This is a genomic window from Pontibacter akesuensis, from assembly GCF_001611675.1.
Lineage (GTDB): Bacteria > Bacteroidota > Bacteroidia > Cytophagales > Hymenobacteraceae > Pontibacter > Pontibacter akesuensis.
This window is the reverse complement of the sequence record NZ_CP014766.1, coordinates 2,073,981-2,086,600: the sequence shown is the minus strand read 5'-3', so window position 1 is coordinate 2,086,600 and position 12,620 is coordinate 2,073,981. Positions and strand designations below refer to the sequence as shown.

The following is a 12,620-nucleotide window of genomic DNA, read 5'->3' as shown; positions in this document are numbered from 1 at the left end:
AGATTATATTAAGAAAAAACCTATGTGTGGAATTGTAGCATATGTTGGGCACCGTGAGGCAAGCCCCATTATTATTAAAGGCCTGAAGAGGCTGGAGTACAGAGGGTATGACAGTGCCGGCATCGCGTTGATGAACGGCGACCTAAGTGTTTACAAGAAAAAAGGCAAAGTAGCCGAACTTGAGGCGTTCATTGACAAGATGGATACCCACGGCACCATCGGGATGGGGCATACGCGTTGGGCTACTCACGGAGAGCCGAATGACGAGAACGCACACCCGCACTACTCCACCTCCCGCAAAATTGCCATCATACACAATGGTATCATCGAGAACTATGCTTCTCTGAAGAAGCTTTTGATAGAGAAAGGTCATACTTTTCAGTCTGATACCGACTCCGAGGTTTTCATCAACCTGATCGAGGACATCCGCACCAACAACAACTGCACGTTGCCTGAGGCCGTGCGCCTGGCCATGCACGAGGTAGTGGGCGCTTACGCGATTGTGGTTTTAGCCTCAGACAGCCCGAACCAACTGATCGCCGCCCGTAAAGGCAGTCCGCTGGTAGTAGGCGTGGGTGACGGCGAATATTTCCTGGCTTCTGATGCTACCCCTATCATTGAGTATACAAACGATGTAGTATACCTGAACGATTACGAACTGGCGATCATCAACAACGGCCAGCTGGATATCCGCACCAAAGAAGACGTGCAACAGACACCTTATGTGCAGCGCCTGGAAATGGAACTGGAGTCGATTGAGAAAGGTGGCTATGAGCACTTCATGCTGAAGGAGATTTTCGAGCAGCCCCGCTCCATCCTCGACAGCATGCGTGGCCGCATGATTGCGGAAAGCAACCATTTGATGATGGCGGGCATTCGTGAGTATGAAAACAAATTCGCGAACGCCAACAGAATTATCATTGTGGCTTGCGGTACTTCCTGGCATGCAGGCCTGGTGGCCGAATACCTGATCGAGGACCTGGCGCGCATACCTGTTGAAGTTGAGTACGCTTCGGAGTTCCGTTACCGCAATCCCATCATCAGCGAGAAGGATATTGTGATCGCTATTTCACAGTCTGGTGAGACGGCCGATACCCTGGCTGCCCTGGAACTGGCGAAATCTAAAGGCGCTACGATTTTTGGTATTTGTAACGTGGTTGGCTCTTCCATCGCGCGTGCTACCGATGCGGGTGCCTATACGCACGCCGGCCCTGAGATTGGTGTTGCCAGTACCAAGGCATTTACTGCGCAGGTAACCGTGTTAACGCTGATAGCCATGATAATTGGCAGCAAGCGCGGCACACTGGAGACAACAAAGCTGCATGAACTGATGGTGGAGCTGGAGAACATTCCGGCTAAAGTGGAGCAGGCCCTACAGCTGAACGACCAGATCATACGCATTGCAGAGAAGTATAAAGACGCAACCAACTTCCTGTACCTGGGGCGTGGCTACAACTTCCCGGTTGCCCTGGAGGGAGCGCTTAAGCTGAAGGAGATCTCTTACATCCATGCGGAAGGGTATCCTGCCGCTGAAATGAAGCACGGCCCGATCGCGCTGATTGATGAGATGATGCCGGTGGTGGTAATCGCCACAAAGGACAGCTCTTACGAGAAGGTGGTATCAAACGTGCAGGAGGTGAAGGCCCGTAAAGGCAAAATCATCGCTGTGGTAACTGAGGGTGACACTACGATCCCTGCCATGGCCGACCACGTGATTGAGATTCCGGAGACAAGCGAGCACCTGATGCCGTTGCTTTCCGTGATTCCGCTGCAGTTGCTGTCTTACCACATTGCGGTAATGCGCGGTTGCAACGTAGACCAGCCGCGTAACCTGGCTAAGTCCGTGACGGTGGAGTAAGTTTTTAAGCTATAAAAAGAAAGGGAGCCCGATGGGGCTCCCTTTCTTTTTATAGCTTATAGGAGAAGGTGTCCAGAAACAGCTGAATCACTTTGTCATCACCTGTGTTATACTCTGTATTGAGCATCGTGATAAAGAGTATACCCTGGTCTTTGCCGCCCAGAGCCGCCACCGTGTAATGCTGCACATCATTGCCATAGGTCAGCTTTACGGTCTTGCCGACTGCTTTCTGCCCCGACACCAGTTTGTGCTCAAACGGCTTCTCCTCCATTTTGTAGCCGAAGCTCACGTCCTCATCCGTCACTTCCTTCAGCATCAGGCTTACAAGCGAGGAGGGATCGAGCGTTTTATACTTCTGCACCAGCACACCGTTTCCGTTGGCCGTTACCAGCATCATCTGTTCTATATCCGGATCAGGAGAGGTGAAGGCCGGGTGCAGCCCGCTCGGGTACTGCAGCGAAATCCAGTCGTCCTTATAGGTAAGCACGTCTTTCTGCTTCACAGCCACCGTCACCACTTTCCCGTTGGCGAGCTTCATCTGGTATTCTTTCCCAAGCGCCACGTCCAGCACCTTGCCGTCCACGGTGAGTTGGTAGTTTGCTGCCTCGTTGGATTGTGCCGCAGCCACTGTTCCCATCAGGCTAAGTATAAGAGCGAGTAAAGGTATTCTCATATAGTAACAAGTTAACACTGCTCAAGATAAGCAATAAAGGCAGAAACATAGAACTCACACTATATAAAAAGAGGTAGCACCCGTACAGGCGCTACCTCTTTTTATACTTGTTTATACTTGTAACCCTTTTTAAACCGAGAAGCTCTCTCTCTTTAAATGTTTCGTTTTAAGTAAGGGACAGATCTTGTACCGCTCCTCTTTTGTATCCTCGTAAACAGCCTCCAGCACCTGGTACACATTGGCAATGCCCAACTGGTTGGCCCATTCAAAAGGGCCCTTGGGGTAATTAGTACCCAGCTTCATACCCTGGTCGATATCACCTATACTTGCTGTTTGCTCCTGCAAAGTATAGCAGGCCTCGTTAATGATCATGCAGATCATGCGCGGCGTCACCATCCCCACCCGGTCATCCACCAGCAGGTACTCGGTTCCCAAAGCCTTGCATACTTCCTGCAGCTTTGCCTCATCCTGATGTTGCAACAAACTCACCTCCAGCGCCGGACGATTAAAGAGCGTTGGCAATCCGTTAAAGCCGGCTAGCGTGCACGCAAGCTCCCTTCCCTGCACCAGGGCGGCCAATTGCAGAGTGGCCGCGTTGCAAAACACCACCTGTTCTGAAGTATAGTCGCTTAGGCGCTCGGGCTGCTCGTGCAGGAAAAAATCAAACACCATTTCCGCCTGCTGCAGTAACGGCCCCTGTGCCTCCTGCAGGAAAGTATAGCTGATTTCTTCTTTCTCTTCCGGAAACTTCTGCTTGAACTCGGCGGCCATTTCCGGGCCTGACAAAACAAGTATGTGCATATTTCTGTACTTTTGACTGTAAATATACAAATCTAAAACGAATCCATTATGGCACATACCATCATCAACTCCTCCAGTGCACCGGCTCCGATCGGACCTTACAGCCAGGCTACGCTTGCCAACGGCACCCTTTATGTATCTGGCCAGATCGCGCTGGATGCCGAGAGCGGCAACCTGGTAAGCGGCAGCATAGAAGACGAAACACACAAGGTAATGCAGAACCTGCAGGCTATACTTGCCGAAGCGGGTATGGACTTCAGCAACGTGCTCAAGTGCAGCATCTTCGTGAAGGACATGAACAATTTCGGCCGTATTAACGAAACCTACGGCAGTTACTTTAGCAGCAACCCGCCTGCCCGCGAAACAGTGGAGGTAAGCCGCCTGCCAAAAGACGTGAACGTAGAGATCTCCTGCATCGCCACAAAGTAAGGTTGGTTAGAAGGCAGTTGGTTTATACTTGGCTGTCCGATCAGTTTCTGACAAAGTAAAAAAGACATAGGATGATCTGTAGTAAATCATCCTATGTCTTTTTTCATACTTCCTCAACTCAGAACTCGTGACTCCTGACTCAATTAAATGTTTGCTCCTTTGGCAGCATCCTCTTCGCTGGCAGGTTCCTGCCCGGCCTGCAACTCATGCAAGGATAGCTGCTCAGTGGTTGGCTCCACATTCACGGCGGTATTGCCCACCTCTACCTCCTGCCGTATCACCCTGACGGCGTAGTCGGAAGGATAGATGTTGTAGCCATACTTCTTGGAGTAGACAAAGGTGAAAACCGCTCCGAAAAAGATGATCTGTGAGGTAAAGAACACCCAGGTAAGTATCACCACAATAGAACCGGCTGCCCCGTAAACTGATCCCACATCGTTTTTGCCCAGGTAGAACCCGATGAGGCCCCGGCACAGCACAAACAGCAGAGAGGTAACAAACGAACCGACCCATACATCCCGCCACCTGATCTTGGCATCCGGCAGAAACTTGTAGATACAGGCAAACAGAAACGACATCAGCAGAAACGCAGACAGTAAGTTTGCAAAGTGCAGCACGTAAATCACCCAACCCGAAAAGCGCGCCGTCAGGAAATCGCCGATCGCCACCAACACCGTGTTAGCCAGCAACGACAGCAGCAGAATAATGGCAATGGCCAGAATCATCCCAAAGGACAGGAACCGATCCACCAGCAGCTTTACATAGCCACGCTTGGGCACGGGCTTCACATACCAGATTTCGTTCAGAGAGTACTGCAGGGAGATGAACACGCCGGTGGCTGCCACAAAGAGCGCAAGAAGGCCCACAATCGTGGCGAAGCTAAAACTGCTGAACTCGTTGGCGCTCTCCACCATCTTCTGCACGGCATAGGCGCCCTCAGTGCCGATCAGCTCCTTTATCTGGTAGTAGATTTCGCCGGAGATGGCTTGCTTGCCAAAGAAGTACCCGGCAGCGCTGATGATGATGATGAGCATGGGCGGCAGCGAGAAAATAGTGTAGTACGCCAACGCGGCCCCCTTCTGGAAGGAGTTGTTCTCCACAAACTCAAAGGACACCTCCTTCAGCAGGCTCCATACTTTAGCTAACCGGTTACGCATGCTCCATTCACTGTGGCTTTTGTTTGCTATACTATGCAAATACGGAAATAGGCAATTATGTTTATAATCAGCCAAGTATGGCTAATTCACCGGCCTTACCTAAACAAACTTTATTTTGTACCTTTGCGGCAGACCTGAACGTTCTGAACGACATAACCATACATGGAAAGAGAAGTTAGAGTACGCTTTGCACCAAGCCCAACCGGGGCACTCCATATCGGCGGGGTTCGCACCGCCCTGTACAACTACCTGCTGGCCCGGAAAACCGGCGGTAAAATGATTTTGCGCATTGAGGATACCGACCAAACACGCTTTGTACCCGGCGCCGAAGACTATATCCGCGAATCGCTGGAGTGGTGCGGCATTGAACTGGATGAGAGCCCGTGGAACGGCGGTCCTTATGCCCCCTACCGCCAGTCGGAGCGTAAGCCGATGTACATGCAGTACGCCCAGCAGCTGATTGACTCTGGCCACGCCTACTACGCCTTTGACACGGCAGAGGAGCTTGACGCGATGCGTGAGCGCCTGAAGGCCGCCAAAGTAGCCACGCCGCAGTACAACGCCATCACCCGCACGACGATGAAAAACTCGCTCACGCTGCCGGAGGATGAGGTAAAGCGCCGCCTGGAGTCTGGTGAGGCCTACGTGATTCGCCTGAAGGTGCCCCGCAAGGAGGAAGTGCGCCTGCAGGACATGATCCGTGGCTGGGTAATGGTGCACTCTTCTGCCATTGATGATAAAGTATTGATGAAGTCGGATGGCATGCCAACGTACCACCTGGCTAACATTGTAGACGACCACCTGATGAAGATCACGCACGTGATCCGTGGGGAGGAGTGGTTGCCGAGCGCTCCGCTGCACGTGTTGCTGTACCGCTACCTGGGTTGGGAAGATACCATGCCGCAGTTCGCCCACCTGCCCCTGTTGCTGAAGCCCGACGGCAACGGAAAGCTAAGCAAGCGTGATGGCGACAAACTGGGCTTCCCGGTGTTCCCGCTACACTGGGTAGACCCGAACACCGGCGAAAAATCGACAGGCTACCGTGAGAGCGGCTATTTGCCGGATGCTTTTGTGAACTTTCTGGCTTTCCTGGGCTGGAACCCGGGCACACAGCAGGAGATATTCTCTATGGAGGAGCTGATTCAGGAGTTTTCTGTGGAGCGCATCGGTAAATCCGGTACACGTTTCGACATTCAGAAGGCCCGCTGGTTTAACGAGCAGTACCTGCGCGCCAAGCCAGACGGCGAGCTGGCCAATTACCTGATCGAGGCACTGGCGGCGCACAACATCACCACCACCCCTGATAAAGCAGAGAAAGTGGCAGGCTTGATGAAAGAGCGCGTGTCGTTTCCGCAGGATTTCTGGAAAGAGGCTGAGTACTTCTACGTAGCCCCTACTGAGTACAGCGAGAAAGTAGCCTCCAAGAAGTGGAACAGCCAGTCTGTAGCCGTTTTCGAGGATTTTAAGAACGAACTGTCGTCCCTGCAGGATTTCAATGCAGATACTGTGAAGGAGTTGTTAAACACGATTCTGGAGCGCCACGGCATGAAGCTGGGCCAGGTAATGCAGGCGCTGCGCCTTGCGGTTACCGGTGCTGAGGCTGGCCCTGACCTGATGCAGATTATCGAAGTGCTCGGACAGGAAGAGACGAAGCAGCGCATCGAAACAGCCATCAGCAAACTGAGCAGCTATGTGACTGCCTAGGGCATCGGCTTTATACTTTGTACCAAGAAAAGGCTGGCCGTTTGGCTGGCTTTTTTCGTTTTACGCTGTGCCCGCTTGAAACTATTTGTGCTGTGATGCTTATAAGCAAAGTATACCAAAGCGAGAATCATCATGGCTAAAAATAAAAAAGACAGCGACAGCTCCAAAAAGAAGTCACGGGTACACAAAGACCTTGATGGCTTTGAGATAAAGGTGAACGAGCACGGCGAGATCATCTCCAACTACAGCATCGATAAGATAAACGAGTTCCTGAACAGGAACGTGGAGGACAAAAAGCTGGTGAAGCGCGATGCCGCCGAGAAAGCGAAACGCGAAGAGGAGGAGGATTACCACGTGGAGGAAACTGAGGAGGCCGAAGAGACTGACGAGGACTTCGTGCGAACCACCAACTCCACCTCCGATGACGAGGAAGACGAGAACCTGCCCAAGGCCAAAGGCAAAAAAGGCAAAGCGCCGCAAGACGAAGAGGAAGACTAGCAGCCTGACCTGAAACGGCGGTTGAAGCGAAAAGAGGAAGCGTTGACACAAGAACGCTTCCTCTTTTCGCTTTTTTATTTATCTTCAACTATAATTCTACTGTAACCAAACACGGCTAACTATGAGAAACTCACACGAAGTAGATTACAAGATTTTTGGCAACGACATACAGGTGCTGGAGATTGAGCTAGACCCGAACGAAACCGTAATTGCGGAGGCTGGCGCGATGGTGTACATGGAGGAGGGCATTGACTTTGAAGCGAAAATGGGCGACGGCTCCAATCCCAGCCAGGGATTTTTCGGGAAGTTGGTCTCAGCTGGCTCACGCATGATCACGGGCGAATCGCTTTTCATGACGCACTTCACGCACCGTGGCTTCAACGGCAAGAGCCGTGTGGCTTTCTCGGCACCTTACCCGGGCACTATCCTGCCCATAGACCTAAGCACTACCCGCAATAACACCCTCATCACTCAGAAAGACGCATTTTTGGCGGCAGCACTCGGTACTAAGCTTAGCATACACTTTAACCAGCGCCTGGGCACAGGCTTCTTCGGGGGCGAGGGCTTTATACTGCAGCGCATGCAGGGCGATGGCCTGGCCTTTGTGCATGCCGGCGGCACCATTGTGGAAAAACAGCTAAACAACCAGACACTGCGCGTAGACACAGGCTGCGTAGTGGCCTTTGAGGAAGGAATAGACTTTAGCGTACAGCGCGCGGGCGGCCTGAAATCAATGATATTTGGCGGAGAGGGCTTGTTCCTGGCTACGCTAAGAGGTACCGGCCGCGTATGGCTGCAATCGATGCCGGTGAAGAAGCTGATTGAAGCGCTGATGCCGAAGGGTGAGAACGCCAACAAAGAAGGGGGCTTCTTCAGCAGCTTTATGGAGTAGCAAACACAAGAGCGGTCCGATTTCTTTGTTTCAGAAACCGGACCGCTCATATTTTCTCTGTTGCTATTCCTTGATAAAAAAGTATCGCAGGATAGTGGTAATGTAGTCTTCTGTCTGCTCCGGGTCAAATAGTTGGATGTCGTCGTTGAAAACCTCGATCGGGGCCTTATGCTTGGCGCTCAGCCTATAGGTGGCAATTCCCGTCACAGACAGTGTCTTTTCTTTGTAGTTTCCCCTCACCGCAACCCTCACTTCATATACTTCTGATACGAACTTAGGCTGGAACATGATGTTTCCCTCCAAGGAATTGGAAGATGACTTTGTGGGGGCTTCTTTGTACCTCACCTTAAAGTCTTCCTTCATCTCCTTTTCGAGCTTCTTGATCTTCTTAACGATGCCGTTGTTATAGCTGTTGCTGTACAGTTCATAAAACGCTTTTCGTTCTTTGTCCCGCTGCTGCGCAAGCTCATCCCGCTTTCGCTTCTCCTCCTCCTTCTCCTGGAAGGCTTGGTTTAAATCCTGCAGGAAGCTTTTAATGCTCATCTGTTGCGTTGCTTTTCTGTTGCTCTAATATTATACTTCTACAAATTACTGACCTGCATGATCTCTTCCAGGTGCTCGCGCGAGTTGCTCAACCGCGGCACTTTATTCTGTCCTCCCAGCTTGCCCTTGTGGCGCAGCCAGTTCATGAAAGTCCCGCGTGGGGCGGCATGTACAATAGGCGGCTGCAACGCCAGATCGTTCTGCCGCTTGGCATCGTAATCTGAGTTTACCTCCCGCAGCTTGCCGTCCAGCTCCTGCGTGAAACGCTCCAGGCTATCAGGCTCCTGCTCAAACTCAATCAGCCACTCGTGGCAGCCGCGCTTTCCGCTCTCCATGTAAACAGGGGCAGCGGTGAAGTTGGATATTACCGCCCCCGTAACCTTACAGGCCTGTATAATGGCTGCCTCCGCGTTCTCCACAATTACCTCCTCGCCAAAAGCGTTGATGAAGTGCTTGGTGCGGCCTGATATTTTAATGCGATAAGGGCTTAAGTTGGTAAACCGGATGGTATCTCCGATTTTGTAGCGCCACAAGCCTGCATTGGTTGATATTACCAGGGCATAGTTCTTTCCCAGTTCCACCTGGTCCAGCGTTAGCGTTTGCGGCATCTCCTCATTAAACTGATCCATCGGGATGAATTCGTAGTAGACCCCGTAGTCCAGCATCAGCAGCATCTCATCTTCCGTACCAGCCTGATCCTGAATACCAAAGAACCCCTCAGAAGCATTATATACTTCCAAATAGTTCATTTTATCTGTCGGAATAATTTCCTTGAAAAGCTGCCGGTACGGGCCAAAAGCCACTGCCCCGTGCGTGAATAGTTCCAAGTTCGGCCATACTTCCAGCATATTGCTTTTTCCCGTTACCTCCAGGATGCGCTTCAGCAGCAGGTACGTCCAGGTGGGCACACCGCTCATACTTGTCACGTTCTCCGCTGGCGTCAGCTCCACCATCTTCTCAATCTTCTCTTCCCACTTGTCCATTAGGGCCACCTTCAGCGGGGGCGTGCGCATGGCCTCGGCCCACATGGGCAGGTTCTGCATGATCACAGCCGACACATCGCCACAGGAAACCTTGTCATTCAATTCGCTTGGGTGATGGCTGCCGCCGATGGAAAGGCCTTTGCCGGTGAAAAGCTTCGTATCTGGGTACAGGTTCACATAAATGGAAAGCATGTCCTTGCCGCCTTTGTAATGGCAATCCTCCAGCGACTCCGGACTTACCGGTATGAACTTGCTGCGTGCGTTGGTTGTGCCGGATGATTTAGAGAACCACTCAATTTTAGTGGGCCACAGCAGGTTTTGCTCGCCCTTCATCACCCGCTCAAAGTATGGGTACAAGTCTTCGTAGGTGCTGATAGGCACCCGCTCCTGAAACTCCCGCACACTCAGGCCGTCGCCGTAGCCGTACTGCTTGCCCCACTCGGTGTTCTTCGCCTTATCCAGCAGGTTCTGAAACAGCTCAAGCTGCACATCGTGCGGGTACTTCCGAAACAGATCGATGTCATGGATCCGTTTCTTCATTACCCACGTTATAATTGAGTTGATTATTTCCAAGTGTCGGTTATTAATTATTGAGTGTTTGGCGGATTCTCACATTCATGCTGTGGCATACGAGATGAACGATCAGCAACCCAATTTACACTTTCCGCTTCAGTTCAAAGTGCTTGCCCAGGTACACCCGGCGTACCTGTTCGTCGGCGGCCAATTCCTCGGCTGATCCGGCTTTCAGAATTTTGCCTTCAAACAGAAGATAGGCGCGGTCCGTGATGGAAAGTGTTTCATTTACGTTGTGGTCGGTGATCAGGATTCCAATGTTCTTATTCTTCAGCTTCGCCACAATGGTCTGGATTTCCTCCACGGCAATAGGGTCCACACCCGCAAAGGGCTCATCCAGCAGCACGAACTTAGGGTCTACGGCCAGGGCGCGCGCAATCTCGGTGCGCCGGCGCTCGCCGCCAGAAAGGACGATGCCCTTGTTCTTGCGTACGTGCGTCAGCGAGAACTCCTCCAGCAGTTCCTCCACCTTCTCATGCTGCGCTTTCCTGGGCATATTGGTCATCTCCAGCACGGCCAGAATATTTTCCTCCACCGTTAGCTGCCGGAAAACCGATGCCTCCTGCGCCAGGTAACCCACCCCGCGAGTGGCGCGCTTGTACATGGGCAGGTTGGTAATATCCTCTTTGTCCAGAAATATCTTTCCCTGGTTCGGCTTCACGAGCCCCACGATCATGTAGAACGAGGTGGTTTTACCGGCGCCGTTTGGCCCCAGCAACCCCACTATTTCGCCCTGGTTTACCTCCACGCTCACGTCGTTTACCACTGTGCGCGATTTATACTTCTTTATCAGGTTTTCGGCTCTCAGTATCATCGTTGCTAAATTACACATAAAGCCACCATCCTGCAACGGGTGTATGATGCATGGCTTTCCGATGCGGCCAATCCTTCGGTATTAGAAAAATTCTATTATCTTTCTACAATAAAGTTTATAACCCTGTGGCATAGCTCTTGACTGATGCTGTTTTAATCCCTATTTTGTAACACGCTTCATTCTACAACTTTGGCCCATGACGTTTACCTTACTGCTTTCAGCTTTCCAGAAGCTTGCTTTTTCCGGTCTGCTGCTTTACACCACCATGTTTGGCGCAGCCGCTGGCAGCATAGATACAAACAACGATAATACAAAAACCGCCGCCACCAGCACCACCGCTTTGCGTGGCATTGATGTATCGAGGTGGCAAAAAGAGGTGAACTGGGCTATGGTTAGCGAGTCGGAGGTGACGTTTGCGTTTGTGAAGGCCACGCAGGGCGATTTCCGCCTGGACCCATACTTCGCCCGGAACTGGGAGGAAACCAAGCGCCACGGCATTAAGCGCGGGGCCTACCATTTTTACAAGCCAGAGGCGCCTGTGCAGGACCAGATAAAGCTGTTCACCAGCACGGTTACGCTGGAACCCGGCGACTTGCCCCCTGTACTGGACATCGAGGTATCAGACCCGAAAGTAAGCGCCGACCAGATGCGGAAGGATATCAAAGTTTGGCTGGAGGCTGTAACCGCGCACTATGGCGTGCGCCCGATCATCTATACCAGCCAGAACTACTACCGCCGCTACCTGCAGGGCCACTTCACCGACTACCATTTCTGGATTGCCCGCTACAGCGACAACAAGCCCGATATTCACCACACCGACAGCTGGATGTTCTGGCAGTACACCGACAGGGGCTCCATCTCGGGCATCAATGCGGCCGTTGACATTAACTTTTTTGTGGGCGATGTGGACCAGTTAAGCTCTCTGTGCCTGCCGCAGTTCACGGCCACCTCTGACCTGGCTAGTCCGTTGGGGCAGTTGAAGCACCGACAGCCGCTGCCATAGTTTTTATACTTATACTTCTTGTTTCAAACACAGGCCATAGCTACTTCCTGATAGCTTGGTCATTCCGCGCGCTTTCATTTTTCACCTATAAAAACAAGTTATGGAAACACCTTTACCACTCCCTGCAGAGGAGGTTGTGGAGCCTGCCGCTCCCGTTCTGGATCAGCAATTGCTGGACCTGTACCTGCACAAATTAAGTATGGAACAGCACCTGATCAAAGGCTTGGCAGCCGGACTACTGGCAGCGGCTGTCGGAGGCGTGGCCTGGGCCGCTGTTACCGTCGCCACCGGTTACCAGATCGGATACATGGCGGTGGCCGTTGGTTTCCTGGTAGGCTATGCCATCCGCACCATGGGGCAGGGCATTGATAAGGTCTTCGGCGTTCTGGGTGCAGTACTGGCCCTGTTCGGTTGCGTGCTGGGCAACTTTCTCAGCACAACGGGCTTTATTGCGCAGGAGCTCAATATGGGGTACGTGGAAACGCTGCTGGCACTGGACTACAGCCTGCTTCCGGAAATCATGGCAGAGACCTTCTCTCCGATGGATGCCCTTTTCTATGGCATTGCCCTCTACCAAGGCTACAAGTTGTCTTTCAGGCAGATTAGCCAGGAGGAATTACTTGCAAACGCAAGTGCTCCGGTGTCAGCCTGAACAACACCTAGTACGTACCAAAAAAGGCTCCTTAACGGGA

The 12,620-nt window shown here is 52.1% G+C and carries 13 protein-coding genes; 7 read left to right on the top strand and 6 right to left on the bottom strand.

The genetic code is table 11. The features are described 5' to 3' along the window. The first annotated feature begins 22 nt into the window (after window positions 1-22). Window positions 23-1,858 carry a glutamine--fructose-6-phosphate transaminase (isomerizing) gene (glmS, locus tag A0W33_RS08810; RefSeq protein ID WP_068837811.1) on the top strand — a complete coding sequence of 612 codons (1,836 nt, stop codon included), beginning with the start codon at window positions 23-25 and terminating at the stop codon, window positions 1,856-1,858. Between the two features lie 49 nt (window positions 1,859-1,907). Here glmS and A0W33_RS08805 read toward each other — a convergent pair whose 3' ends face one another. Together A0W33_RS08805 and A0W33_RS08800 are read right to left on the bottom strand one after the other, a co-directional pair. Further along, on the bottom strand, window positions 1,908-2,531 hold the full coding sequence (locus A0W33_RS08805; protein ID WP_139237139.1) for a hypothetical protein: 624 nt from the start codon (window positions 2,529-2,531) through the stop codon (window positions 1,908-1,910). Window positions 2,532-2,660: 129 nt separating this feature from the next. Next, window positions 2,661-3,332, bottom strand: a complete 672-nt coding sequence (locus tag A0W33_RS08800) for a 3-hydroxyacyl-CoA dehydrogenase family protein (protein ID WP_068837809.1) — start codon at window positions 3,330-3,332, stop codon at window positions 2,661-2,663. A gap of 48 nt (window positions 3,333-3,380) precedes the next feature. Here A0W33_RS08800 and A0W33_RS08795 point away from each other — a divergent pair, with 48 nt between their 5' ends. Then, entirely contained in the window at window positions 3,381-3,761 is a 381-nt protein-coding gene (locus tag A0W33_RS08795; RefSeq protein WP_068837808.1) for a RidA family protein, read from the top strand. A 143-nt stretch (window positions 3,762-3,904) separates the two neighbouring features. Here A0W33_RS08795 and A0W33_RS08790 read toward each other — a convergent pair whose 3' ends face one another. Beyond that, complete coding sequence (locus tag A0W33_RS08790; protein WP_068837807.1) at window positions 3,905-4,918, bottom strand: YihY/virulence factor BrkB family protein; 1,014 nt, start codon at window positions 4,916-4,918, stop codon at window positions 3,905-3,907. 162 nt (window positions 4,919-5,080) lie between these two features. Between A0W33_RS08790 and gltX the strand changes: the two genes are divergently transcribed. The 3 genes from gltX (at window position 5,081) to A0W33_RS08775 (ending at window position 8,012) form a co-directional block, all read left to right on the top strand. Then, complete coding sequence (gene gltX / locus A0W33_RS08785; RefSeq protein ID WP_068837806.1) at window positions 5,081-6,622, top strand: glutamate--tRNA ligase; 1,542 nt, start codon at window positions 5,081-5,083, stop codon at window positions 6,620-6,622. 132 nt (window positions 6,623-6,754) lie between these two features. Further along, entirely contained in the window at window positions 6,755-7,120 is a 366-nt protein-coding gene (locus A0W33_RS08780) for a hypothetical protein (RefSeq protein ID WP_068837805.1), read from the top strand. A 121-nt stretch (window positions 7,121-7,241) separates the two neighbouring features. Beyond that, window positions 7,242-8,012 (top strand): TIGR00266 family protein, encoded by a 771-nt coding sequence (locus A0W33_RS08775; RefSeq protein ID WP_068837804.1) that lies wholly within the window; start codon window positions 7,242-7,244, stop codon window positions 8,010-8,012. 63 nt (window positions 8,013-8,075) lie between these two features. On the opposite strand, the gene A0W33_RS08770 is transcribed toward A0W33_RS08775, so the two are convergent. From A0W33_RS08770 to lptB, 3 genes are all read right to left on the bottom strand, one after another. After that, window positions 8,076-8,555: a hypothetical protein gene (locus A0W33_RS08770; RefSeq protein WP_068837803.1), complete on the bottom strand. Its 480-nt coding sequence runs from the start codon at window positions 8,553-8,555 to the stop codon at window positions 8,076-8,078. Between the two features lie 38 nt (window positions 8,556-8,593). Then, window positions 8,594-10,078 (bottom strand): GH3 auxin-responsive promoter family protein, encoded by a 1,485-nt coding sequence (locus A0W33_RS08765; protein ID WP_068837802.1) that lies wholly within the window; start codon window positions 10,076-10,078, stop codon window positions 8,594-8,596. 115 nt (window positions 10,079-10,193) lie between these two features. Then, on the bottom strand, window positions 10,194-10,925 hold the full coding sequence (gene lptB, locus A0W33_RS08760) for an LPS export ABC transporter ATP-binding protein (RefSeq protein ID WP_068837801.1): 732 nt from the start codon (window positions 10,923-10,925) through the stop codon (window positions 10,194-10,196). A 196-nt stretch (window positions 10,926-11,121) separates the two neighbouring features. On the opposite strand from lptB, the gene A0W33_RS08755 reads away from it, so the two are divergent. Both A0W33_RS08755 and A0W33_RS08750 read left to right on the top strand, forming a co-directional pair. Next, a complete protein-coding gene (locus A0W33_RS08755) occupies window positions 11,122-11,928 on the top strand; it encodes a glycoside hydrolase family 25 protein (RefSeq protein WP_068837800.1) in 807 nt (268 codons plus the stop codon). Between the two features lie 100 nt (window positions 11,929-12,028). Beyond that, window positions 12,029-12,580: a hypothetical protein gene (locus A0W33_RS08750; RefSeq protein WP_082815177.1), complete on the top strand. Its 552-nt coding sequence runs from the start codon at window positions 12,029-12,031 to the stop codon at window positions 12,578-12,580. Window positions 12,581-12,620: the final 40 nt, after the last annotated feature.